Consider the following 24,973-nt stretch of genomic DNA (forward strand, 5'->3'; position numbering starts at 1 on the left):
CCGGAGGCCCCGCGGGCGCGTAGGTTGTTCGTCGAGCACCGACCTACACGAGCCCACGGAGCAGCATTGGCACGCAAGATCGGCAGCCGGTACACCGTCCACCAGGTGATCGGCCGCGGCTCGGCCGGCTCCGTGTGGCTCGGCGAGGGCCCCGACGGCCCGGTCGCGGTGAAGCTGCTGCGCGAGGACCTCGCGGCCGACCAGGTGCTGGTCGGCCGCTTCGTCCAGGAGCGCGCCGCCCTCACCGGCCTCGACCACCCGCACGTGGTCGGCGTCCACGACATGGTGGTCGACGGCAGCGACCTCGCCCTGGTGATGGACCTGGTCCAGGGCAGCGACCTGCGCACCCGGCTGGAGCGCGACGGCGTGCTCAGCCCGCTGGTCGCCGCCTCGGTGATCGCCGACGTCGCCGACGGCCTGGCCGCCGCGCACGCCGCCGGCATCGTGCACCGCGACGTCAAGCCGGAGAACGTCCTGCTCGACCTCGCCGCCCCGCCCGGCCCCGGCGGCGCCCCGCGCGCCAAGCTCACCGACTTCGGCATCGCCCGGCTGGTCGACGCCCCCCGCCGCACCCGGGCCACCCGGATCATCGGCACCCCCGACTACCTCGCCCCCGAGATCATCGAGGGCCTGGAGCCGCGCGCCGCCGTCGACATCTACGCCACCGCCACCGTGCTGTACGAACTGCTCACCGGCACCACCCCGTTCGGCGGCGGCCACACCGGCGCCGTGCTGCGCCGGCACGTCACCGAGAACGTCCCCCCGGTCGAGGGCATGCCGGACGGCCTGTGGCGGATCATCTCCGAGTGCCTGGCCAAGGCCCCCGCCTCCCGGCTGCGCGCCGCCGAGCTGGCCGCCCGGCTGCGCGCCCTGCTGCCCGAACTGGCCGGCGTCGGCCCGCTCGCCGTCCCCGAGCAGCGCGCCGCCGCCGAGGAGGTCCCCACCCCCGGCGAGGCGGTCTACGCCGAGACGGACGCCTTCGCCGGCAGCGGCACCCACCGCCGCCGCCGCGGCCCCGCCGTCCCGCTGGTGCCCGGCCCGCAGCCCGACTCCACCCGGGACACCCACACCAGCCTGCGTCGCCCCTCGGCCCAGGAACTGGCTTCCTACGCCGAGGAGTCCCGGGCCCAGCGCGACCGCCCCGCGGCCGGCCCGCACCGCCGCACCCGGGCCCAGATGATCCGCCGCCGCCGCACCCTGGCCGTGCTGATCGCCGTGGTCCTGCTGCTCGCGGGCGCCGCCGCCGCGTGGACGGCGTTCGCCGCCGAGCCCCCCGCGGGCGCCTCCGCGACGGTCTACACCGGCTGGTACCCCCGGTTGTAGCCGAGCCCCCCCGCCGAACCATTACCCTTGAGGCGTGGCAGCCGTCGATCCTTCCGAAGAGCTCAAGAACCTCGATTCGACCATGGCGTCGATCGAGGCCGTCCTCGACCTGGACAAGATCCGGGCCGACATCGCGACCCTGGAGGAGGAGGCAGCCGCCCCCAACCTGTGGGACGACCTCGCGAACGCGCAGAAGGTCACCAGCCGGCTCTCCTTCCTCCAGGGCGAGCTGCGCAAGGTCGAGACCCTGCGCGGCCGGGTCGAGGACCTGGGCGTCCTGTTCGAACTGGCCGAGGCCGAGGACGACGCGGACACCCGCGCCGAGGCCGAGACCGAGCTGGTCTCCGTGCAGAAGGCCGTCGAGGAGCTGGAGGTGCGCACCCTGCTCTCCGGCGAGTACGACGCCCGCGAGGCCCTGGTCAACATCCGCGCCGAGGCGGGCGGCGTCGACGCCGCCGACTTCGCCGAGCAGCTGATGCGCATGTACCTGCGCTGGGCCGAGCGGCACGGCTACCCGACCGAGGTCTACGACACCTCGTACGCCGAAGAGGCCGGCATCAAGTCCGCGACCTTCACCGTCAAGGCGCCGTACTCCTACGGCACCCTCTCGGTCGAGCAGGGCACCCACCGCCTGGTGCGGATCTCCCCGTTCGACAACCAGGGCCGCCGCCAGACCTCCTTCGCCGGCGTCGAGGTGCTCCCGGTCGTCGAGACCTCCGACCACGTCGACATCGACGAGGGCGACCTGCGGATCGACGTCTACCGCGCCTCCGGCCCCGGCGGCCAGGGCGTCAACACCACCGACTCCGCGGTCCGGATCACCCACCTGCCCACCGGCATCGTGGTCTCCTGCCAGAACGAGCGCTCCCAGATCCAGAACAAGGCCTCGGCGATGAACGTCCTGCAGGCCAAGCTGCTGGAGCGCCGCCGCCAGGAGGAGCGCGCCGCGATGGACGCGCTCAAGGACGGCGGCTCGTCCTGGGGCAACCAGATGCGCTCCTACGTCCTGCACCCCTACCAGATGGTCAAGGACCTGCGCACCGAGCACGAGGTCGGCAACCCGCAGGCGGTGCTGGACGGCGACATCGACGGCTTCATCGAGGCGGGCATCCGCTGGCGCAAGCAGCGCGAGAACTGAACGCGCGGTTAAAGCGGCAAGAACAAGAACGGGAAGGGCCCCTCCGCCGTGGCGGAGGGGCCCTTCCCGTGGTCCGAGGTCAGCGCAGCAGCAGGGCGAGCATGAGCACCGCGGCGAACAGCAGGCCGAGCAGCACCGCGGGGTTGAGCGTGGCGAACGGCCCGTGCTGCTCCTGCTGGAGCCGGGCCCGGTTGGCGCGGCACACCGGGCAGCGGCCGTCGCTCACGCGGCCGTTGCAGTTGGCGCACACCAGTTGGTCGCAGGTCATGCGATCTCCTCCTTGCTGCATAGCCAACGTGCCGGAGGCGGATTCGGTTCCGACTGCTTACCACTCTGCCAGGTTCCCCACCCCTCGGCTCCCGGAGGAGAAGGGTTATCGATCTGTGACGTAGCTCGCAATTTCCGGGGCGAACCCGAACAACACCTGACGAAACCACGTTCGGTAGGCGTCCCGCGACTGCGGGTGCAGTTGGGCATCGCGTAAGGTCACTGGCTCCGATCCACCTAGGATGGCCCCCGTGATGCAGCCGTGATCAGATTCGACAACGTCTCCAAGACCTATCCCAAGCAGAACCGTCCGGCCCTGGACAACGTCTCGCTGGAGATCGAGAAGGGCGAGTTCGTCTTCCTGGTCGGTTCGTCCGGTTCGGGCAAGTCGACGTTCCTGCGCCTGTGCCTGCGGGAGGAGCGCCCCTCCACCGGTGACGTGCACGTGCTCGGCAAGGACCTGGGCAAGCTCTCGAACTGGAAGGTGCCGCACATGCGGCGCCAACTGGGCACCGTCTTCCAGGACTTCCGCCTGCTGCCGAACAAGACCGTCGGGCAGAACGTGGCGTTCGCCCTGGAGGTCATCGGCAAGCCGAAGAGCGCCATCAACAAGGTGGTGCCCGAGGTGCTCGACCTGGTCGGCCTCGGCGGCAAGGAGGACCGGATGCCCGGCGAGCTGTCGGGCGGTGAGCAGCAGCGCGTGGCGATCGCCCGCGCGTTCGTGAACCGGCCGATGCTGCTGATCGCCGACGAGCCCACCGGCAACCTCGACCCGCAGAACTCGGTCGGCATCATGAAGCTGCTCGACCGCATCAACCGGACCGGCACCACCGTGCTGATGGCGACCCACGACCAGGCCATCGTCGACCAGATGCGCAAGCGCGTCATCGAGCTCGACAAGGGCCTGCTGGTCCGCGACCAGGCCCGCGGCGTCTACGGCTACCAGAGCTAGAAGAGAGAAGCATGCGCGCCCAGTTCGTTCTGTCGGAGATCGGCGTCGGTCTCCGCCGCAACCTGACCATGACCATCGCCGTCGTGGTCAGTGTCGCGCTGTCGCTCGCCCTCGCCGGTGCCTCGCTGCTGGTCCGCGACCAGGTCAACTCCATGAAGGACTACTGGTACGACAAGGTCGAGGTCAGCATCTACTTCTGCACGAAGGCGGACCACAACTCGCCGCAGTGCGCGTCGGGCGAGGCGACCGACGACCAGATCCAGGCGGTCAAGGACGGCCTGGCGAAGATGCCGCTGGTGCAGAACTACACCTTCGAGAACTCGCAGGAGGCGTTCAAGCACTTCCAGGAGAGCAACCCGGACAACCCGCTGCTGGCGGCGGTCGGCCCGGACGCGATGCCGCAGTCCTGGCGGGTCAAGCTGAACGACCCGACCCGGTTCGACGTGGTGCAGAGCGCCTTCGCCGGCAAGCCCGGCGTGAAGTCGGTCGAGGACCAGCGGAAGATCCTGGAGAACCTGTTCGGCCTGCTGCGCGGCCTGCAGACCGCCGCGTTCGTGATCATGGTGCTGATGCTGTTCGTCGCCCTGCTGCTGATCGTCAACACCGTCCGGGTGTCCGCGTTCAGCCGCCGCCGCGAGACCGGCATCATGCGACTGGTCGGCGCCTCCAACTTCTACGTGCAGATGCCGTTCATCGCGGAGGCCGCGTTCGCCGCGCTGCTCGGCTCGGCGCTGGCCTCGGCGCTGCTGCTGGGCGGGCACTTCTTCGTCCAGGGCTGGCTGGCCAAGAAGGTGGCGTTCATCCACTTCATCGGCCTGTCCTCGGTGCTGGCGGTGATCCCGCTGCTGGTCGTGGTCGGCATGGCGATGGCCGGCGTGGCCGCGTTCTTCACCCTGCGCAAGTACCTGAAGGTCTGACGGACCGTCGGCGCCACCGGCCGACGGGCCCGCCGCGGCACTAGACTCGCGGGCATGCCGACACCGCAGCGGGTACGCCAGGGGATGACGCTCGGCCTGGTGTTCGGCGCGGTGCTGTTCGCCGGAGCCGCCTCGGGGGCCTGGGGGGAGCCGGACGGCTCGTCCCGGGCCCCTTCGTCGTCCGAGGGCCCGCCGCCCGCCGCCGACCTCGCCGGGGCGGACCTCACCCCGCAGCAGGCCCGGCAGTTGGTCGGCGACAGCGGCGACCGCTGGGCGGCCTACCTGAGCCCGCAGCAGTACGCGGACCTCACCGGCGGCCGGTACGCGGGCGTCGGGCTGAACGTGGACCGGGAGGCCGGCGGGCCCACCCTGGTCGCCGAGGTGGTGCCCGGCTCGCCCGCCGCCCGGGCCGGCATCGAGCCCGGCCAGCGGCTGGTCACCGTCGACGGGGCGCCCGCCGAACAACTGCCGGTCACCGAACTGGTCTCCCGGCTGCGCGGCGGACCGGCCGGCAGCACGGTCGCCGTGGACGTCCGGGACGGGGCCGGGCCGGTGCGCGAACTCACCCTCACCCGGGCCGAACTCTCCACCCGCGAGGTCGAGGTGGAGCACCCGGCGCCCGGCGTGGCCCGGATCGCCGTGCACGCCTTCACCGAGGGCGTCGCCGAGCAGGTGCGGGCCGCCGAGGCCGGCTCCCGGGGCGTGGTGCTCGACCTGCGAGGCAACTCCGGCGGGCTGGTCGGGGAGGCCGTCGACACCGCCTCGGTGTTCCTCGACGGCGGCCCGGTGGCCAGCTACCAGGTGCACGGCGAGCACCGCGAACTGACCGCCGCCCCCGGCGGCGACACCGCCGTCCCGCTGGTGGTGCTGGTCGACGGCGGCACCATGAGCGCCGCCGAACTGCTGGCCGGCGCGCTCCAGGACCGCAGCCGGGCCGTCCTGGTGGGCAGCCGCACCTTCGGCAAGGGCACCGTCCAGCAGCCCAGCCGGCTCGCCGACGGCTCGGTGCTGGAACTCACCGTCGGCCGCTACCAGACCCCGGCCGGCCGCTCCCCGGACGGCACCGGCGTCCAGCCCGACGTGCCGGCCGCCGGCGAGGACCCGCAGGCGCTCGCCCTCAAGGTGCTGGACGGGCTGAGCGGCCCCGCCCCCGGCGCCACCGGCACCCCCGCCGCCCCCGGTGCGCCCGCCGCCGAGGCCGCCGCGCCGTAAAGGGGCTGCCGCGCCCGCCGCCGAAGTGCGAGAATGACCGGGCTATGGCAAAGGAAACGGGCAAGAAGCTGGTCGCGCAGAACAAGAAGGCGCGGCACGAGTACACCATTCTCGACACCTACGAGTGCGGCATGGTGCTCACCGGTACCGAGGTCAAGTCGCTGCGCGAGGGCCGGGCCAACCTGGTCGACGGCTACGCGTACATCCAGGGCGGCGAGGCCTGGATCGACAACGTCTTCATCCCCGAGTACGCCCAGGGCACCTGGACCAACCACTCGGCGCGGCGCAAGCGCAAGCTGCTGCTGCACAAGATGGAGATCCGCAAGATCGAGTCCAAGGCGAAGGAGAGCGGCCACACGCTGGTCCCGCTGTCGCTCTACTTCAAGGACGGCCGCGCCAAGCTCGAACTCGCCCTCGCCGTCGGCAAGAAGCTGTACGACAAGCGGCAGACCCTGCGCGAGCGCCAGGACCGCCGCGAGTCCGACCGCGCGGTGGCCGCCGCCCGCCGGCGCTCCGGCCAGGGCTGATCCACCGCCCGGGCCCCGGGGGCGGGGCCCGGCGGCGGGCCGCGATCGGACGTCTCCGTATCATCTGCGGGTGGACATCTCGCTGTTGAGCGGCTGGTTGCCGTGGACCTTCCGGATACTGGCCGTCGTCGCGGTCGTCGGAACCCTGTTCCGGCTCAGCCCGTTCTGGCTCCGCCGCAGACTGCCCTGGGTGGTCGGCGGGTCGCTGGCCTGCACCGGCCTGATAGCCCTGCTGGTGTCGCTGTTCGGCGACGTCCAGGACCCGCTGCCGTTCGGCCTCTGGTTCTGGGTCTGCTGCGCCCTGCTGGGCCTGGGCGGCCTGGCCGCCGGCATCCGGCGGGCCCGCTGGTGGAACCTGGTCGCCGTCCCGGTGGCGCTCGGGATGTCCCTGCTGTGCGCCGCCAACTCGATCAACATCTCCACCGGTTACTACCCCGACGTGAACGCGGCGTTCGGCGACCTGACCGACGCCCCGGTGCCGCAGCAGATGACGCTGGAGGAGGCGCTGGCCACCGTCGGCCGGTCCAACGCGGGCCGGGTGGTCGCGGTGGAGATCCCCGCCGAGCCGAGCGGCTTCAAGCACCGCCGCGAACTGGTCTACCTGCCGCCGGCCTGGTTCCGCAGCAAGGTTCGGCCCAAGCTGCCGGTGGTGGAGATGATCGGCGGCCAGTTCGCCGCGCCCGACAACTGGATCCGGGCCGGCGGGGCGATCAGCACCGCCGACGCGTACGCCGCCGCGCACAACGGGTACGCCCCGATCCTGGTGATGGTGGACGCCACCGGGAACTTCAAGACCGACACCGAGTGCGTCAACGGCAAGCCCGGCAACGCCGAGGACCACCTGGTCAAGGACGTCCCGCCGTACATCGCCAAGACCTTCGGCTCGGCCACCGGCCCGCACTCCTGGGCGGTGGCCGGCTGGTCGATGGGCGGCACCTGCGCGGTGGACCTGGCCGTGCTGCACCCCGACGTGTTCGGCCACTTCGTCGACATCTCCGGCGACAGCGGCCCCAACCTCGGCGGCAAGCAGACCACCATCAACGACCTGTACGGCGGGAACGCCGCCGCCTGGGACGCGCACGACCCGGTGACCGTCCTCGGCCGGGCCAAGAAGGACGCCTACCGGGGCTCCGGCGGCTACTTCCTGGTCGGCGACGGGGAGGGCGGCAAGCACCTGGAGAGCGCCCAGATCCTGGACCGGGCCGCCCGGGAGGCCGGCCTGGAGACCAAGGTCGAGGTCCACCCCGGCAAGCACGACTGGCAGTTCGGCACCGCGAGCTTCAAGCTGGCGCTGCCCTGGCTGGCCCAGCGGACCGGCCTGCCCGGCTCGAACTGACCTCGGGCGGCCCCGGTCCGGGACCGGGGCCGACCTCGGGTGCCAATGCGCTGGACCCTTGACGCACCGGTTGAGTACTATGGCAGCGCACCACCCGGAGGGCCCCGCCCGCCGGAGCTGTTTCTCAAAAAAACATGGGGATGATCGGTTTCGACAGTGACAGTCGAAACAGGAGAAGCGAGCCGAGGAACGCGGCAATGATCTCGTTAACCATCTGTCGCAAAAAAATAATCGCCAACTCTAAGCGCGATTCCCAGCAGTTCGCTCTCGCAGCCTGATCTGCGAAAGTGAATGGGTGTCAGCCCGGGGCGTTCCCGACCCGGATCCTGGCATAATCTAGGGAACTCAACCTTCCACCCCGGTCGCGGGGGTGGCGGGGAAACCAAACAGTGACTGGGCCTGTTGGCGGCTTGTCCGCGTGACCGCCAGGGCCGAGAAACTCACAGCGGACTGCGCTCGGAGAAGTCCTGAATCCACTTCACTGGACCCGGGTTCGATTCCCGGCATCTCCACCACCCCATGTGCACCGCAGAGCCGCCCCCCGTTCACCGGAGGGCGGCTCTCGTGCGTTCCGGGCCCTCACACGCCGCCCCCGGGCCGGGTGAGCGGACGGTACCGCGCCCTTCACACCGCACAACGAGTCCGAAATCGTGGGTTCCTAGCGTCATGCCCAAGGACAACGGAACGCGAAGGAGCAGCCCCATGGACGGCACCACCACGCGCGGCAGGACGGGCGGCCGCTGGATCCAGCAGTGGGACCCGGAGGACACCGCGTTCTGGGCGGCCACCGGCCGCCGCACCGCCCGCCGCAACCTCGCCTTCTCGGTGCTCTCCGAACACGTCGGCTTCTCGGTCTGGAGCCTGTGGTCGGTGATGGTGCTCTTCATGGGCAAGGAGTACGGCATCGACCCGGCCGGCAAGTTCTTCCTGGTGGCGATGCCCACCCTGGTCGGCGCCTTCGTCCGGATCCCCTACACCGTGGCGGTCGCCCGGTTCGGCGGCCGGAACTGGACGGTGGTCTCCGCACTGCTGCTGCTCCTGCCCGCCCTGGCCGCCTGGTTCGTGATGCACCCCGGCACCTCGTACACCACCTTCATGCTGGTCGCGGCGCTCACCGGGTTCGGCGGCGGCAACTTCGCCTCCTCGATGACCAACATCAACGCCTTCTACCCGGCCCGGCACAAGGGCTGGGCGCTCGGCCTGAACGCCGGCGGCGGCAACATCGGGGTGCCGGTGATCCAGCTGGTCTCGCTCGGCGTGATCGCCTGGGCCGGGGCCGGCCACCCGCGGCTGGTGCTCGGCGTCTACCTGCCGCTGATCGTGGTCGCCGCGCTGTGCGCCGCCCTGTTCATGGACAACCTCGCCCCGATGCGCTCCGACACCGGCGCGCTGGCCGCCGTCGTCAGGGAGAAGCACACCTGGCTGATGTCGGTGCTGTACATCGGCACCTTCGGCTCCTTCATCGGCTTCTCCTTCGCCTTCGGCCTGGTGCTGCAGAACCAGTTCGGCCGCACCCCGCTGCAGGCCGCCCAACTCACCTTCCTCGGCCCGCTGCTGGGCTCGGTGATCCGCCCGCTCGGCGGCAAGCTCGCCGACCGGTACGGCGGCGCCCGGATCACGCTGTGGAACTTCGCCGCGATGGCCGCCGCCGCGAGCGTGGTCACCTACGCCTCGTCGATCCGCTCGCTGCCGGTCTTCCTCGCCGGCTTCGTCGCCCTGTTCGTGCTCGCCGGGCTCGGCAACGGCTCCACCTACAAGATGATCCCCGGCATCTTCGACGCCAAGGCCCAGGACCGGATCGCCGCCGGGGCCGCCGCCGAGGAGGCCGCCGCCTGGTCGCGCCGGATGTCCGGCGCCGCGATCGGCGTGATCGGCGCGGTCGGCGCCCTCGGCGGGCTCTTCATCAACCTCGCCTTCCGCGAGTCCTTCCTGATCGCCAAGTCCGGCACCCCCGCCTTCGTCTCCTTCCTCGCCGCCTACGCCGTCTGCTCCGCCCTCACCTGGGCGGTCTACCTGCGCCGCCCCGCCGCCGGGGCCGCCACCGACACCCCCGCCCTCACCCGGGTCTGACCGGGCGTCACACTCCCGGAAGCATCCTCGGAAGCCCCCGGAAGCACCCCGGAAACCCCTCCCGGAAGCCCCCGGACCGCCCCGACCGGCCGCGAAACACACCGGTAATCGGGGCGACCCGGGGGCGACACCGCGACCGGACACGATTGATCACCCACCCGACCGCCGCCCCGTCCCCCGCCAGGACACCCGGGCCGCGCAGCTAAGGACGACACCGCATGGCCGACCCGACCCCACGCCAGCCGGCCGAACCGGCGCCCACCGAAGCCGCCGCGCCCACCGATGCCGCCGCACCCAGCGAAGCCGCACCCACCGAAGCCGCACCCACCACCGCCGAGCCGGCCGCCGCCGCCGGGCCCGCCGAGGCCGGCCCGCTGGCCGGCTGGACCATCGGCATCACCGCCGCCCGCCGCGCCGACGAACTCGCCGCCCTGCTGCAGCGCCGCGGCGCGGACGTGCTGCGCGCCCCCGCCCTGCGGATCGTCCCGCTCGCCGACGACGGCGAGCTTCACACCGCCACCCGCGCCCTGATCGCCGACCCGCCCGACCTGGCCGTCGCCACCACGGGCATCGGCTTCCGCGGCTGGCTGGAGGCCGCCGACGGCTGGGACCTCGGCGATGACCTGCGCGCCGCCCTCGGCCGCGCCGCCGTGCTGGCCCGCGGCCCCAAGGCCAAGGGCGCGATCCGCGCCGCCGGGCTGCGCGAGTCCTTCTCCGCCGCCACCGAGTCCTCCGCCGAGGTTCTCTCCCACCTGCTCGACCAGGGCGTCGACGGCCGCCGGATCGCCGTCCAGCTGCACGGCGCCCCGCTGCCCGGCTTCGTCGAGTCGCTGCGCGCCGCCGGCGCCGACGTGGTCGAGGTGCCGGTCTACCGCTGGCTGCCGCCCGCCGACCCCGGCCCGCTCGACCGCCTCCTCGACGCGGCCTGCACCGGCGCGGTCGACGCCGTCACCTTCACCTCCGCGCCCGCCGCGATCAGCCTGCTGGAGCGGGCCGCCGAGCGCGGCCGCACCGAGGAACTGCTGCACGCCCTGCGCCGCGACGTCCTGGCGGTCTGCGTCGGCCCGGTCACCGCCGCGCCCCTGGACGCACTGGACGTCCCCACCGTCTGGCCCGAGCGGATGCGGCTGGGCGCGATGGTGCAGACCCTCACCGCCGCCCTCCCGGCCCGCTCCCACCCGCTCCCGGTGGCCGGCCACACCCTGGAACTGCGCGGCCGGGCCGCCCTGGTCGACGGCCTGCTGCGCCCCGTCCCGCCGGCCGGCATGGCCCTGCTGCGCACCCTGGCCCACCGCCCCGGCTGGGTCGTCCCGCGCGCCGACCTGCTCCGCGCGCTGCCCGGCAGCGGCGACGACGAGCACGCCGTGGAGTCCGCGATGGCCCGGCTGCGCCAGTCGCTCGGCGCCCCCGGCCTGATCACCACCGTGGTCAAGCGCGGCTACCGGCTCTCGCTCGACCACTGAGCCGGGGCCACTGAGCCGGGGCCACTGGGCGGGATCACTGGGCCGGGATCACTGGGCGGGGCCGCCGGGCGGGGGTCCAGGCGTTCGGCGGGACCCCCGCCCACCGGAGAGGAGGCCGGTTCCCTGTAAGATCTTCCGTCCGCCTTTTTCTCCGCACCTTTGGGGGGCTCCTTGGGCGCGCACGGCTCCGCCGAGCACCGATCAGACACCGTCCGCGACCGCGAGATCGCGGGGGAGCAACGGCATCTCGACACCGTCTACCGGCGGTTGGAGGAGAAGCTGGCCGAGGCGGAGTACATCCTGGAGGACGCCGCCAAACGGGTGCAGGTCGGTACCCCCGGCGCGCTCGCCGAGCGAGACGCCCAGGTGTACCGGGCCGGTGCCCACCTGCAGCGGTTGAACAACGAGTTCGAGGACTTCCTGTTCGGCCGGATCGACCTCCAGCAGGCCGACGCGCCGGAGGAGCACGGGATCCCGTCCCAGACTCCGCTGGACCCGGCCGACCCGGCCGTCGCCGAGAGCCTGCACATCGGCCGGCTGGGCGTGCTGGACGCCGAGTTCGGCCCGCTGGTGATCGACTGGCGGGCCCCGGCCGCCGCGCCGTTCTACCGGGCGACGCCGCTGGAGCCGGGCCGGGTGATCCGGCGCCGGGTGATCCGGTCCAAGGGCCGGAAGGTGATCGGCGTCGAGGACGACCTGCTCCGTCCCGACCTGGCGCCGACCCTGGACGGCGAGGAGCTGGCCGTGGTCGGCGACGGCGCGCTGATGGCGACGCTGGGCCGGGCCCGCGGCCACTCGATGCGCGACATCGTCTCCTCCATCCAGAAGGAGCAGGACGAGGTGATCCGGGCCGCCGCCGCGGGCGCCACCCTGGTCACCGGCGGCCCCGGCACCGGCAAGACCGCGGTGGCCCTGCACCGGGCCGCGTTCCTGCTCTACCAGGACCGCCGCCGGTACGCGGGCGGCATCCTGGTGGTCAGCCCGACCGCGCTGCTGGTCTCGTACACCGAGGGCGTGCTGCCCTCGCTGGGCGAGGAGGGCCAGGTGGCGATCCGCGCGGTCGGCAGCCTGGTGGACGGGATCGAGGCGTCCCGCTACGACAGCCCGGAGGTGTCCCGGATCAAGGGCTCGGCGCGGATGGTGCAGCTGCTGCGCCGGGCCGCCCGGGCGGCCCTGGAGCTGGGCGCGCCGACCGAGCTGAAGGTGTTCGCCCGCGGCCGGGCGCTGCGGCTGGACGCGGGCCGGCTGAAGGCGGTGCGCGGCAACGTGGTGGGCGGCGGCGGCACGCCGCTGAACCTGCTGCGCCCGCGGGCCCGCCGCCTGCTGCTGGACGCGCTCTGGTCGGAGGCGGTCCGCGACCTGCCGAAGCCCACCAGCCACGCGGAGCGCGAGCAGCGCCAGGAGGAGCGCGAGTCCTTCGACGAGTACGTGTCCGACGAGGCCCCGTTCCTGGCCTTCCTGGACGCCTGGTGGCCCGCCGTCACCCCGCGCCGGGTGCTGGCCACCCTCAGGCAGCACCGGCACACCAACCGGATCGCCCGCCGCGCGGTCACCCCGGAGGAGTCCCGGCTGCTCGCCGCGTCCTGGCGACACCTGGACGAGCGCGGCGCGGGCGACCTGTCCGCCCACGACGTGGCGCTGGTGGACGAGCTGCAGGTGCTGCTCGGCGAGCCGGCCCGCCCGAAGGTGCGCGAGGTGGACGCGGTCGACATGCTGACCGGCCTGGACGAGGTCACCACGTACGGCGAGCGGATGTACCGCCAGCGCGAGCGCGAGCGGGTCCCGGAGGAGCGGCGCGAGTACGCGCACGTGATCGTCGACGAGGCGCAGGACCTCACGCCGATGCAGTGGCGGATGATCGGCCGCCGCTCCCGGATGGCGACCTGGACGATCGTCGGCGACCCGGCGCAGTCCTCCTGGCCGTTCCCGCAGGAGGCGCAGGCGGCGATGGACGAGGTGCTGGCGGGCAAGCCGCGCCGCCGGCACACGCTGACCGTGAACTACCGCAACCCGGCGGAGATCGCCGAGGTGGCGGCGAAGGTGCTGGAGCTGGCCGCCCCGGGCACCCCGTCGCCGACCGCGGTGCGGGCCACCGGCGCGCACCCGCGGTTCGCGGCGGTCCGCGAGCCGGACCCGGCGGCGTTCGGCGCGGCCGCCCGGGCCGAGCTGGAGCGCCTGCTGGGCGAGGTGGACGGCACGGTGGCGGTGGTGGTCCCGATGGACCGCCGGGCCGAGGCGGCCGGCTGGACCGCCGGCCTGGGCGAGCGGGTGGTGGCGCTGGGCAGCCTGGAGGCCAAGGGCCTGGAGTACGACGCCACGGTGGTGGCCGACCCGACCGGCATCGCGGGCGAGTCGGAGGCGGGCCTGCGGGTGCTGTACGTGGCGCTGACCCGGGCCACCCAGCGCCTGACGGTGCTCTCCGGCCCGGACGACCTGCCGGACGCCGCGGGCGTCCCGGCGCTGCTGAAGTAGCCGGAGCAGCACGAAGGCCCCCCACCCGGAGGTGGGGGGCCTTCGCCACGTTGAACACCGACCCGCCATGCTCGCCTCGCGGCAAGTGGTCCCTCGAAGGGACGAAGGTTGGGCCCGGGGGCTTGGATCGAGCCGGTGCCGTTCCAATGTAACGCATCCGCGCCGACGGGCAAGGAGGTGCTGCTCCGGACCGGGCGCTTTGTGGGGTCCGCACACTCAATGCACGTTATTTCTGGCAAGCCCTTGGTCGGTGCGACCATCGAGGTCTAGCATGCCGAGCGGCATGGAACTTCAACAGTTTGTTGATTCAGGAAGAAGGACGTCGATGGCGACGGTGCCCAGTGTCTCGAACTCGATCACGGTCCGGTTGGAGGTCCCGGCCACCGGCAACGCGGTGAGCTCGATCACCACCGCGGTGGAGTCCTCCGGCGGTTCGGTCACCGGTCTCGACGTCACGGCCTCCGGCCTGGAGGCGCTGCGCATCGACGTCACCGTGGCGGCGTCCTCGGTGGCGCACGGCCAGGAGATCGTCGAGAAGCTCCGCACCATCGACGGCGTGAGCATCGGCAAGGTCTCCGACCGCACCTTCCTGATGCACCTCGGCGGCAAGATCGAGATGTCCTCGAAGCTGCCGATCCGCAACCGCGACGACCTGAGCATGATCTACACCCCCGGCGTGGCCCGGGTCTGCATGGCGATCGCCGAGAACCCGGAGGACGCCCGCCGGCTGACCATCAAGCGCAACAGCGTCGCCGTGGTCACCGACGGCTCCGCGGTGCTGGGCCTGGGCAACATCGGCCCGAAGGCCGCGCTGCCGGTGATGGAGGGCAAGGCGGCGCTGTTCAAGCGGTTCGCGGGCATCGACGCCTGGCCGCTGTGCCTGGACACCCAGGACGCCGACGAGATCGTGGCGATCGTCAAGGCGATCGCGCCGGGCTTCGCGGGCATCAACCTGGAGGACATCTCGGCGCCGCGCTGCTTCGAGATCGAGGCCCGGCTGCGCGAGGCGCTGGACATCCCGGTCTTCCACGACGACCAGCACGGCACCGCGATCGTGGTGCTGGCCGCGCTGACCAACGCGCTCAAGGTGGTCGGCAAGGAGATCGGCGAGATCCGGGTCGTGATGAGCGGCGCCGGCGCCGCGGGCACCGCGATCCTCAAGCTGCTGATGGCCGCGGGCGTCGCGCACGCCACCGTGGCGGACGTCCGGGGCGTGGTCCACCAGGGCCGCGACGACCTGAACGACAGCCTGCGCTGGATCGCCGAGAACACCAACCGCTCCGGCCGCACCGGCACCCTCAAGGAGGCGGTGGCCGACGCCGACGTGTTCATCGGCGTCTCCGCCCCGAACGTGCTGGACGGCGACGACCTGGCCACCATGGCCAAGGACGCGATCGTCTTCGCGCTGGCCAACCCCGACCCGGAGGTCGACCCGGCGGTGGCCCGGCAGACCGCCGCGGTGGTCGCCACCGGCCGCAGCGACTTCCCCAACCAGATCAACAACGTGCTGGTCTTCCCGGGCGTCTTCCGCGGCCTGCTGGACGCGCAGAGCGCCAGCGTGGACACCGAGATGATGCTGGCCGCCGCCCGGGCGCTGGCCACCACCGTCACCGACGACGAGCTGAACCCGAACTACATCATCCCCAGCGTCTTCCACCCGGGCGTGGCCAAGACCGTCGCGGCCGCCGTCCGGGACGCCGCGCTGGCGGCCCGCGGCGACGCCGAGGCGGCCCCGGAGCGGCCCACCGCGGGCATCGTCGGGACGCTCGACACCGGTGCTTTCCCGGCCGTTCAGCTCTGAGCTCCGCCCCGTCCGGCGTCCCCGCGTCCGGCGGGGGCGCCGGAGCCCTTGCGACACAAGGGCAAGGGGCGTGTTTGGGCTTGTCGGTGCCAGGGCGTACGGTAGCCCTGCGACGGGGAGGCGTGTCCGACAAGTACGGTACGTCCCCAGTTGCGCCACGGCGTGTCGTCCCGGCCGCCGCCCGCCCCGGTCCCGCCGGAGCCGACGGAGCGTCACACCTCCGTCGGGTGGGCGCTGTTCGGGTCAACCACGCCGGTTCCCGATTGGCTTTCTCAGTGCCGGTCGGGGCAGGATTCGTACCCAGGCGGGCAGTTTGCGGCGCTTCGCGGTGCGAGCCCGGCCCCTGACCACCCCTCGCCTGAACGAACACCGTCGCGCGGACCGGCCATGCCTCCGCGCACGGCAGAGCAACAGACCACAGGAGTACACATGAACCGCAGTGAGCTGGTGGCCGCGCTGGCCGAGCGCGCCGAGGTGACCCGCAAGGACGCCGACGCCGTGCTGGCCGCCTTCGCCGAGATCACCGGCGAGGTCGTCGCCAAGGGCGACGAGAAGGTCACCATCCCCGGTTTCCTGACCTTCGAGCGCACCCTGCGCGCCGCCCGCACCGCCCGCAACCCGCAGACCGGCGAGCCGATCCAGATCGCCGAGGGCTACAGCGTCAAGGTGAGCGCCGGCTCGAAGCTGAAGGAAGCCGCGAAGGGCAAGTGACCCCCCGCAGCTGAACGCACCGGTGGCCCGGACCCCCTCGGGGGTCCGGGCCACCGGCTTCTCCGCGCGCCGCGCTCAGGCGGTCAGCAGGACCTCGGACACCTCGGAGCCCGAGGGCAGCTCGATGTGCGCGCCCAGGTCGCGCAGCTTGTCCATGAAGTTCTCGTAGCCGCGGTTGATCAGGTCGATGCCGTGCACCGTGGAGGTGCCCTCGGCGGCCAGCGCCGCGATCAGGTACGAGAAGCCGCCGCGCAGGTCGGGGATGACCAGCTCGCCGCCCATCAGCTTGGACGGGCCGGAGACCACCGCGGAGTGCTTGAAGTTGCGCGCCCCGAACCGGCACGGGGTGCCGCCCAGGCACTCGCTGTACAGCTGGATGTGCGCGCCCATCTGGTTCAGCGCCCCGGTGAAGCCCAGCCGCGACTCGTACACCGTCTCGTGCACGATCGACAGGCCGGTGGCCTGGGTCAGCGCCACCACCAGCGGCTGCTGCCAGTCGGTCTGGAAGCCCGGGTGCACGTCGGTCTCCAGGGCGATCGCCTTGAGCTCGCCGCCCGGGTGCCAGAACCGGATGCCCGCGTCGTCGATCTCGTAGGCGCCGCCGACCTTCCGGAAGGTGTTCAGGAAGGTCATCATCGGGATCTGCTCGGCGCCCCGGACGTAGATGTCGCCCTTGGTGGCCAGCGCCGCGCACGCCCAGGAGGCCGCCTCCAGGCGGTCCGGCAGCGCCCGGTGGGTGTAGCCGTCGAGCTCGTCCACGCCGGTGACCAGGATGGTGCGGTCGGTGCCCAGCGAGATGATCGCGCCCATCTTCTGCAGCACGCAGATCAGGTCGACGATCTCCGGCTCGATCGCGGCGTTGCGCAGCTCGGTGACGCCCTCGGCGAGCACCGCGGTCAGCAGCACCTGCTCGGTCGCGCCGACCGACGGGTAGGGCAGCTCGATCTTGGTGCCGCGCAGCCGCTGGGCGGCCACCAGGTAGGTGCCCTGCGGGTGCTTCTCGATGGTCGCGCCGAACTGGCGCAGCACCTCGAAGTGGAAGTCGACCGGCCGGCCGCCGATGTCGCAGCCGCCCAGGCCCGGGATGAACGCGTGCCCGAGCCGGTGCAGCAGCGGGCCGCAGAACAGGATCGGGATCCGCGAGGAGCCGGCGTGCGCGTCGATGTCCGCGACGTTGGCGGACTCCACGTGCGACGGGTCGAGGATCAGCTCGCCGTCCTCGTCGCCGGTGCGGACGGTGACCCCGTGCAGCTGCAGCAGGCCGCGGACGACCTTGACGTCCCGGATGTCCGGGACGTTGCGCAGTCTGCTGGGGCCCTGGCCGAGCAGCGCGGCGACCATGGCCTTGGGGACCAGGTTCTTGGCGCCGCGGATCTGGATCTCGCCTTCGAGCGGGTTTCCGCCGTGGACCAGCAGGACGTCGTCGGTCATCGTTCTCGCAATCCGGGTGCGCAGGAGGTTTTCGGCTGCGGAGTTGGGGGAAGGGCCCTTCACCACCACTAGATGGTAGGGGGTGGGCGATTGGTTCCGGTGTGCCCTAATGGTGATCATGCTGTAGGAGGGGCTCCACGGCACCGCCACTGGGCCGGACGGGTGGCCCGTCGAGGGCCGGTCCGGAGGCCCCGCGGAGCGGGTCGCCGGGTGTCCGGGGACGGCCGGTCGGGGGCATGATGTCAGACATGGAAGCGGCCCCCTCGCTCACCGGGCGACTGCTCGTGGCGACGCCCGTGCTGACCGACCCGAACTTCGCCAGGTCGGTGGTCCTGCTGCTCGACCACGACGCCCAGGGGGCGCTCGGGGTGGTGCTCAACCGGCCCACCCCGGTGGACGTGGCCGCCGTGCTGGACGGCTGGGCGCCCCTGGCGGGCGACCCGGCGGTGCTCTTCCAGGGCGGCCCGGTGGCCCTGGACTCCGCACTGGCGGTGGCCGTCGTCCCCGGCGAGGAGCAGCACGGCGCCGACCCGCTCGGCTGGCGCCGGGTGCACGGCGCGATCGGCCTAGTCGACCTGGAGGCGCCGCCCGAGGTGCTGGCCGGGGTGCTCGGCGGGATGCGGGTGTTCGCCGGCTACTCGGGCTGGTCGCCCGGGCAGCTGGAGGAGGAGATCGCCGAGGGCGCCTGGCACCTGGTCGACTGCGAGGCGGGCGACGTCTCCTGCGCCGAGCCGGACCGGCTCTGGCGGGAGGTGCTGCGCCGCCAGCGCGGGCCGCTGGCGATGCTCGCCACCTACCCCGACGACCCGCTGCTGAACTGAGCCCGGAGCCCGCGCACGTGGTGGCCCGGTTCCGGGCGGCCCCCATAGACTTGGCACCCATGAGCACTCTTGAGCCCGAGCGCGGTCTCGGCACCGGCACCCTGGTCGAGCCCGTCCCGCAGACTTCGCACGGGGACGGCGACCACGAGCGCTTCGCCCACTACGTCCAGAAGGACAAGATCATGGAGAGCGCGCTCTCCGGGTCCCCCGTGGTGGCGCTGTGCGGCAAGGTCTGGGTGCCCGGGCGCGACCCGAAGAAGTACCCGGTCTGTCCGATGTGCAAGGAGATCTTCGACGGGCTGAACAACCCCGGCGGGGACGACAAGAAGGACTGACCGCGGACGACCTGCGCAGATACCCCCCGACTGGTCTATGCCAATCGGGGTGGTCCGGGGCAGGATGAGGCCCATGGACCTCATTCCTGCCCCGTCGCACGTCCAGGCCCGCACCGACGCCCCGCCCTTCGTCCTGCACGCCGGCTCCCGGATCGCCGCCGCCCCCGGCACCGGGGCCGCCGCCCGCCGGCTGCGCGCCGAGCTGTCCGCCGCCACCGGCTTCGACCTGGACCCGGCCGCCGCCGGGCAGGACGGCGACCTGGTGCTGGCGCTCGACCCGGAACTCGGCGCCGAGGAGTACCGGCTGAGCGCCGCGGCCGACGCCGTCCGGCTCACCGGCGGCAGCGCCGCGGGCCTGGCGCACGCCGCGCAGACCCTGCGCCAGCTACTCGGCCCCGCCGCGTACCGCAGCGCCCCGCTGCCCGGCGCGAGCTGGACGGTGCCCGCGGTGGAGGTCCGCGACGCGCCCCGGTTCGGCTGGCGCGGCGCCATGCTGGATGTCTCCCGGCACTTCATGCCCAAGGCCGGCGTGCTGCGCTTTATCGACCAGCTCGCCGCGCACAAGCTCAACGTCCTGCACTTCCACCTGACCGACGACCAGGGCTGGCGGATCGAGGTCAAGCGCTACCCGAAGCTCACCGAGGTCGGCGGCTGGCGCGAGCGCTCGATGGTCGGCTACCGGGCCGGGAAGCGGCGCGACGACCAGCCGCACGGCGGCTACTACACCCAGGACGACCTGCGCGAGATCGTCGCGTACGCGGCCGCCCGGCACATCACCGTCGTCCCCGAGGTCGACCTGCCCGGCCACAACCAGGCCGCCATCGCCGCGTACCCCGAGCTCGGCAACACCGACGTGGTCGACACCGCGGCGCTCGGCACCTGGACCGACTGGGGCGTCAGCGAGAACATCCTGAACCCCTCCGAGGCCACCCTGCGGTTCTACGAGCACGTGCTGGAGGAGGTGCTGGAGATCTTCCCCTCCACCTTCGTGCACCTCGGCGGCGACGAGTGCCCCAAGGACCAGTGGAAGCAGTCCCCGGCCGCGCAGGCCCGGATCGCCGAACTCGGCCTCGAGGACGAGTTCGAACTGCAGAGCCACGTCATCCGGCACTTCGACCGCTGGCTGGCCGAGCGCGGCCGCCGGCTGATCGGCTGGGACGAGATCCTGGAGGGCGGGCTGGCCCCCGGCGCCGCCGTCTCGTCCTGGCGCGGCTACCTGGGCGGGATCGCCGCCGCGAACGCCGGGCACGACGTGGTGATGTGCCCCGAGCAGCACGTGTACCTCGACCACCGGCAGGCCGACGGCGAGGACGAGCCGGTCCCGGTCGGCTGGGTGCGCACGCTGGAGAACGTCTACCGCTTCGAGCCCGTTCCGCCGCAGCTCGACGGGGACGCCGCCGCGCACGTCATCGGGACCCAGGCGAACATCTGGACCGAGTTCATGGACACCGGCCGGGACGTCGACTACAAGGCGTTCCCGCGGCTGGCCGCGTTCGCCGAGGTCGCCTGGTCCGACCTGCCGCGCGACCCGGCCGCGCGCGACTGGGCGGGCTTCGAGCGCCGGATGGCCGGCCACTACCCGCGGCTGGACGCGCTCGGCATCGAGTACCGCCGCCCGGAGGGACCGCGCCCCTGGCAGCGCAAGCCCGGCATCGTCGGCCGCCCGCTGGCCGGGCCGCCCGGACCGTCCGGCGAGAACACCGCCCCGTGAGCCCGCAGGCCCGGTGACGGAGAGTCAGGAGGAGGGAACTCCGGGCGAGGCCCGGTCGTCATGACCAGGTGAACAACCGATCACCCGGGACACGACCTGATCGCGGCCGCGTCCGGAGTTGTCCCGAGTTGTTCGGACCTGTCCGCCACCCGGGAAATGATCAGCGGTCTTTGTGTGCCAGAGTTGCCCAACCCGCACCGATCGCCCGTACCCTACGGGCGGCAGTCCGCACTGCAAATGGAGCACGGTGGGAACCTGGTGAACCGGACGATCATGTTGCCGGCCTCGGTGGACGAGGCGGTCGAAGCGCTGGCCGCGACCCCGGGGGCGGTGCCGGTGGCGGGCGCCACCGACCTGATGGAGGCCGTCAACGCCGGGCGGCTGCGGCCCGCCGCCCTGATCGGACTCGGCCGGATCACCGAACTGCGCGGCTGGCGCTACGAGGACGGCGGCACCGCCGTCCTCGGCGCCGGACTCACCCACGCCCGGATGGACCGCCCCGACTTCGCCGCCCTCATCCCCGCCCTCGCCGACGCCGCCCGCACCGCCGGACCCCCGCAGGTGCGCAACGTCGGCACCCTCGGCGGCAACGTCGCCACCGGCGACCCGGCCGGCGACACCCTCCCGGTGCTCGCCGCCCTCGAAGCCACCGCCACCCTCGCCCGGGCCGGCAGCGTCCGCGACGTGCCGATCAGCCACCTGCTCACCGGACTCGACCCGCTGCGCCCCGGCGAACTGCTCACCTGGGTGCGGGTCCCGCTGCTGCACGCCCCCCAGGTGTTCCTCAAGTCCACCGGCCGCAGCGGCCCGGCCCGCGCCGCCGCCTCCGTCGCCCTGGTCCTCGACCCCGCCCGGCGCGGCGTGCGCTGCGCCGTCGGCGCCGTCGCCCCCGTCCCGCTGCGGCCGCTGGAGGCCGAGAGCTGGGTGGCCGGCTGCATCGACTGGGACGCCCGCGGCGCCGAGGGCGCGGTCCTGATCGACCCCGCCGCGCTCGCCGCGTTCGGCGAGTACGTGGCCGGAGCGTGCGTCCCCGAGGGCGGGCCGCACGGAGAGGGGGCGGGCTCGGCAGCGACCCGCCTGCGGCGTACCGTGGCGGTGCTGGCCCGCCGGGCACTGGGAAGGGCGCTCAAGTGACGGACGAACTGCTGAACCACCCCGGGGCGCTCACCGGCGACGTGCGCCCCACCGCCTCGTACGCGCTGCGCGTCAACGGCGTCGAACGGCCCGTCACCGACGCCTGGATCGGCGAGAGCCTGCTGTACGTACTGCGGGAGCGGCTCGGCCTGGCCGGCGCCAAGGACGGCTGCGAACAGGGCGAGTGCGGGGCCTGCTCGATCCAGGTCGACGGCCAGCTGGTCAACGGCTGCCTGGTGCCCGCCGCGCTCGCCGCCGACAGCGAGATCAACACCGTCGAGGGCCTGCCCGGCGCGGGCGGCGCCAGCGACGTCCAGCAGGCGCTCGCCGACTCCGGCGCCGTCCAGTGCGGCTACTGCACCCCCGGCCTCGCCATGGCCGTCCACGACCTGCTGCAGCGCAACCACCGCCCCGGCGAGGTCGAGGCCCGCCAGGCGCTCTGCGGCAACCTGTGCCGCTGCACCGGCTACCGCGGCGCGCTCGCCGCCGTCCAGGCCGTCGCCGACGCCCGCGAAGCCGCCCTGGAAGCCGAGCTCGAAGCCGCCGAACGGGCCGCCGCCGCAGGCCCGGCCGCCGAGCACGCGCCCCCGGCCGCCGCCGAACCGCCGCACCCCGACCCGGGCGGCGAACTCCCGCTGTACGCCGACTCCGAGCTCTGGCACGAGGCCGACCAGCTGGTCCCGCCGCAGCCCCCCACCGCGCAGGACGACGACACCCTGCGGGCCGGCGGCTACGCCTACCCGCCCACCCCGCCGCACGGCACCGCCGTCCCGGGCGCCTGGACCGGCCCCGACGCCTTCGCGGCCCCCGACGCCTTCGCGGCCCCCGACGCCTTCGCCGCGGCCGGCACCGACCCGTTCGGCACCACCACGTACCACGACGCGGGCCCCTACGACGGCACCGTCTACGCCACCGACGGCTACGGCACCCCGTACCCCGGCCACGACGCCACCCCGGCCCACGGCATCCGCCTCCCCGAGGACGAGAACGCATGACCTCCGCCACCGAGCTCCCGGCGGCCGCCCCCGCGGACCACGAGACCGGCACCACCGGCCTCGGCACCTCCCCGCTGCGCACCGACGCCCTCCCCAAGGCCCTCGGCATCTACCCCTACGCCGCCGACCTGTGGGCCGAGGGGCTGCTCTGGGGCGCCGTGCTGCGCTCCCCGCACCCGCACGCCCGGATCGTCTCGGTGGACACCGCCCCCGCGCTCGCCGTCCCCGGCGTGCACGCCGTGGTCACCGCCGCCGACCTCCCCGGCGGACCCGACAGCGCCCCGGACGGCACCCCCGACGGACCGCTCGCCGCCGACCGCCCCGTGCTCGCCGCCGGCGTCGTGCGCCACCACGGCGAAGCCGTCGCCGCCGTCGCCGCCGACCACCCCGACACCGCCCGGCTGGCCGCCGCCGCGATCCTGGTCGAGTACGAGGTGCTGGAACCCGTCACCGACCCCGAGGCCGCCTTCCACGCCGCCCCGCTGCACCCCGGCGGCAACCTGTTCCGGCACCTGCCGCTGCGCACCGGCGACCCCGACGCGGTCGGCGAGATCGTCGTCGAGGGCCTCTACCAGGTCGGCCGGCAGGACCCGGCCCCGATCGGCGCCGAGGCCGGACTCGCCGTGCCCCGCCCCGACGGCGGCGTCGAACTGCACCTGTCCTCCACCGACCCGCACGGCGACCGCGACCGCACCGCCGCCTGCCTCGGCCTCGACCCCGACCGGGTCCGCCTGGTCGTCACCGGCGTCCCCGGCGCCACCGGCGACCGCGAGGACCTCTCCTTCCAGGTCACCCTCGCGCTGCTCGCGCTGCGCACCGGACGGCCGGTCAAGATGGCCCTCACCCGCGCCGAGTCCTTCCAGGCCCACAACACCCGGCACCCCGCCCTGCTGCGCTACCGCCACCACGCCGACGCCGAGGGCAGGCTGGTCAAGGTCGAGGCGCAGATCCTGCTCGACGGCGGCGCCTACGCCGACGTCTCCGCCGAGGCGCTGGCCGCCGCCGTCGCCTTCTCGGTCGGCCCCTACACCTGCCCCAACGTCTTCGTCGACGCCTGGGCGGTGCGCACCAACAACCCCCCGGCCGGCCGGATGCGCGGCGAGGGCGCCCTGCAGACCTGCTTCGCCTACGAGTCGCAGCTCGACCAGCTCGCCCGGCAGCTCGGCGTCGACCCGGTGGAGATCCGCCGCCGCAACGCCATGACCACCGGCGACCCGCTGCCCACCGGACAGGCCGTCACCTGCCCCGCCCCCGTCGAGGCCCTGCTCGACGCGCTCGACGCCTCCCCGCTGCCCGCCCTCCCGCTCGACGACCCGGAGGCCGACTGGCTGCTGCCCGGCGGCCCCGGCGGCGCGGGCGACCCCACCGCGGTGCGGCGCGGCATCGGCTACGCGGTGGGCATGGTGCACATGCTCGGCGCCGAGGGCGAGGACGAGGTCGCCACCGCGACCGTCCGGGTCTCCGGCGACCACGCCACCGTGATCTGCGCGGCCGTCGACTCCGGCCAGGGCTTCGCCACCCTGGCCCGGCAGATCGTCCAGTCCGTGCTCGGCGTCAGCGAGGTGTACATCGCGCCCGTCGACTCCGACCAGTCCGCGGCCGGACCCGCCGCCCGCAGCCGGCACACCTGGGTCTCCGGCGGCGCCGTCGAGCGGGCCGCGCTGATGGTCCGCCACCAGATGCTGCAGCCGATCGCCGCCGACTTCGGCATGTCCGTCGAACTGCTCACCATCACCGACGGGAAGATCACCAGTTACGACGGCGTGCTCGGCATGCCGGTCAGCGAGGCCCTGGAGGGCCGCGAGCTCTGGGCCACCGCCCAGTGCCGCCCGCACCCCACCGAGCCGCTCGACCCCGAGACCGGGCAGGGCGACGCCTTCGTCTCCATCGCGTTCTGCGCGATGCGCGCCGTCGTCGACGTCGACATCGAACTCGGCGCCGTCCGGGTCGTCGACGTCACCGTCGCCCAGGACGTCGGCCGGGCCCTCAACCCCCGGCAGATCGAGGACCGGATCGAGGGCGCCGTCGCCCAGGGCGTCGGACTCGCCCTGCTGGAGAACCTGCGCACCGAGGGCGGCGTCCCCGTCAACGCCTCGCTCACCGGCTACCGGCTCCCCACCGCGCTCGACACCCCCGACGTCCGGATCGCCGTTCTGCTGGAGGAACGCGACGTGGTCGCCCCGTTCGGTGCCAAGGCCGTCAGCGCGGTGCCCGCCGTGGTCGCGCCCGCCGCGGTCGCCGCCGCGGTCCGCGCCGCGACCGGGCTGCCGGTCGGACGGCTGCCGATCCTGCCGGAGGACGCCACGGTGCCGGCCTGACGGGGCCGATGGGCCTGACGCGGGCCTGCGCGGTCCGAC

At 73.4% G+C, this 24,973-nt stretch carries 20 protein-coding genes and 1 other RNA gene; 19 read left to right on the top strand and 2 right to left on the bottom strand.

Features of this window, described 5'->3' with window-relative positions:
- Window positions 1–66 precede the first annotated feature (66 nt).
- Together EDD39_RS11550 and prfB are read left to right on the top strand one after the other, a co-directional pair.
- Window positions 67–1,323, top strand: coding sequence for a serine/threonine-protein kinase (locus tag EDD39_RS11550; protein ID WP_123555365.1), 1,257 nt, complete (start codon window positions 67–69; stop codon window positions 1,321–1,323).
- Between the two features lie 34 nt (window positions 1,324–1,357).
- Window positions 1,358–2,461, top strand: a complete 1,104-nt coding sequence (gene prfB / locus EDD39_RS11555; RefSeq protein ID WP_123555367.1) for a peptide chain release factor 2 — start codon at window positions 1,358–1,360, stop codon at window positions 2,459–2,461.
- 79 nt (window positions 2,462–2,540) lie between these two features.
- Here prfB and EDD39_RS11560 read toward each other — a convergent pair whose 3' ends face one another.
- The gene (locus EDD39_RS11560) at window positions 2,541–2,729 is read right to left on the bottom strand and encodes a hypothetical protein (protein ID WP_123555369.1); all 189 of its coding nucleotides are present in this window, start codon (window positions 2,727–2,729) and stop codon (window positions 2,541–2,543) included.
- Between the two features lie 261 nt (window positions 2,730–2,990).
- Between EDD39_RS11560 and ftsE the strand changes: the two genes are divergently transcribed.
- From ftsE to EDD39_RS11615, 11 genes are all read left to right on the top strand, one after another.
- A complete protein-coding gene (ftsE, locus tag EDD39_RS11565) occupies window positions 2,991–3,680 on the top strand; it encodes a cell division ATP-binding protein FtsE (protein WP_030459602.1) in 690 nt (229 codons plus the stop codon).
- Window positions 3,681–3,691: 11 nt separating this feature from the next.
- A complete protein-coding gene (gene ftsX, locus EDD39_RS11570; RefSeq protein WP_030459603.1) occupies window positions 3,692–4,597 on the top strand; it encodes a permease-like cell division protein FtsX in 906 nt (301 codons plus the stop codon).
- A 54-nt stretch (window positions 4,598–4,651) separates the two neighbouring features.
- Entirely contained in the window at window positions 4,652–5,809 is a 1,158-nt protein-coding gene (locus EDD39_RS11575) for a S41 family peptidase (protein WP_123555371.1), read from the top strand.
- Window positions 5,810–5,853: 44 nt separating this feature from the next.
- Window positions 5,854–6,336: an SsrA-binding protein SmpB gene (gene smpB, locus EDD39_RS11580; protein ID WP_123555373.1), complete on the top strand. Its 483-nt coding sequence runs from the start codon at window positions 5,854–5,856 to the stop codon at window positions 6,334–6,336.
- A gap of 70 nt (window positions 6,337–6,406) precedes the next feature.
- Complete coding sequence (locus EDD39_RS11585) at window positions 6,407–7,672, top strand: alpha/beta hydrolase (protein ID WP_123555375.1); 1,266 nt, start codon at window positions 6,407–6,409, stop codon at window positions 7,670–7,672.
- Window positions 7,673–7,808: 136 nt separating this feature from the next.
- Window positions 7,809–8,187, top strand: a transfer-messenger RNA (tmRNA) gene (ssrA, locus tag EDD39_RS11590).
- Window positions 8,188–8,374: 187 nt separating this feature from the next.
- Window positions 8,375–9,742 carry a nitrate/nitrite transporter gene (locus EDD39_RS11595; protein WP_123555377.1) on the top strand — a complete coding sequence of 456 codons (1,368 nt, stop codon included), beginning with the start codon at window positions 8,375–8,377 and terminating at the stop codon, window positions 9,740–9,742.
- A 218-nt stretch (window positions 9,743–9,960) separates the two neighbouring features.
- Entirely contained in the window at window positions 9,961–11,205 is a 1,245-nt protein-coding gene (locus EDD39_RS11600) for a uroporphyrinogen-III synthase (RefSeq protein WP_244256681.1), read from the top strand.
- A 171-nt stretch (window positions 11,206–11,376) separates the two neighbouring features.
- On the top strand, window positions 11,377–13,677 hold the full coding sequence (locus EDD39_RS11605; RefSeq protein ID WP_123560342.1) for a HelD family protein: 2,301 nt from the start codon (window positions 11,377–11,379) through the stop codon (window positions 13,675–13,677).
- Window positions 13,678–14,002: 325 nt separating this feature from the next.
- On the top strand, window positions 14,003–15,478 hold the full coding sequence (locus EDD39_RS11610) for an NAD-dependent malic enzyme (RefSeq protein WP_123555379.1): 1,476 nt from the start codon (window positions 14,003–14,005) through the stop codon (window positions 15,476–15,478).
- 429 nt (window positions 15,479–15,907) lie between these two features.
- Window positions 15,908–16,189, top strand: coding sequence for an HU family DNA-binding protein (locus tag EDD39_RS11615; RefSeq protein ID WP_030459611.1), 282 nt, complete (start codon window positions 15,908–15,910; stop codon window positions 16,187–16,189).
- 75 nt (window positions 16,190–16,264) lie between these two features.
- On the opposite strand, the gene murA is transcribed toward EDD39_RS11615, so the two are convergent.
- Complete coding sequence (murA, locus tag EDD39_RS11620; RefSeq protein ID WP_030459612.1) at window positions 16,265–17,620, bottom strand: UDP-N-acetylglucosamine 1-carboxyvinyltransferase; 1,356 nt, start codon at window positions 17,618–17,620, stop codon at window positions 16,265–16,267.
- Window positions 17,621–17,859: 239 nt separating this feature from the next.
- Between murA and EDD39_RS11625 the strand changes: the two genes are divergently transcribed.
- The 6 genes from EDD39_RS11625 (at window position 17,860) to EDD39_RS11650 (ending at window position 24,934) form a co-directional block, all read left to right on the top strand.
- Window positions 17,860–18,441, top strand: coding sequence for a YqgE/AlgH family protein (locus tag EDD39_RS11625; RefSeq protein WP_162870176.1), 582 nt, complete (start codon window positions 17,860–17,862; stop codon window positions 18,439–18,441).
- Window positions 18,442–18,500: 59 nt separating this feature from the next.
- Window positions 18,501–18,776: a DUF3039 domain-containing protein gene (locus EDD39_RS11630; RefSeq protein ID WP_030459614.1), complete on the top strand. Its 276-nt coding sequence runs from the start codon at window positions 18,501–18,503 to the stop codon at window positions 18,774–18,776.
- A 73-nt stretch (window positions 18,777–18,849) separates the two neighbouring features.
- Window positions 18,850–20,487 carry a beta-N-acetylhexosaminidase gene (locus tag EDD39_RS11635; RefSeq protein ID WP_123555382.1) on the top strand — a complete coding sequence of 546 codons (1,638 nt, stop codon included), beginning with the start codon at window positions 18,850–18,852 and terminating at the stop codon, window positions 20,485–20,487.
- Window positions 20,488–20,724: 237 nt separating this feature from the next.
- On the top strand, window positions 20,725–21,621 hold the full coding sequence (locus EDD39_RS11640; protein ID WP_030459616.1) for an FAD binding domain-containing protein: 897 nt from the start codon (window positions 20,725–20,727) through the stop codon (window positions 21,619–21,621).
- The gene (locus tag EDD39_RS42670) at window positions 21,618–22,616 is read left to right on the top strand and encodes a (2Fe-2S)-binding protein (RefSeq protein ID WP_425269678.1); all 999 of its coding nucleotides are present in this window, start codon (window positions 21,618–21,620) and stop codon (window positions 22,614–22,616) included. Before EDD39_RS11640 ends, EDD39_RS42670 begins: the two co-directional genes overlap by 4 nt.
- Window positions 22,613–24,934 carry a xanthine dehydrogenase family protein molybdopterin-binding subunit gene (locus tag EDD39_RS11650; RefSeq protein ID WP_123555384.1) on the top strand — a complete coding sequence of 774 codons (2,322 nt, stop codon included), beginning with the start codon at window positions 22,613–22,615 and terminating at the stop codon, window positions 24,932–24,934. The genes EDD39_RS42670 and EDD39_RS11650 overlap by 4 nt, the downstream gene beginning before the upstream one ends.
- The last annotated feature ends 39 nt before the right edge of the window (window positions 24,935–24,973 follow it).

It is taken from the genome of Kitasatospora cineracea (assembly GCF_003751605.1).
In the GTDB taxonomy this organism is placed as follows: domain Bacteria; phylum Actinomycetota; class Actinomycetes; order Streptomycetales; family Streptomycetaceae; genus Kitasatospora; species Kitasatospora cineracea.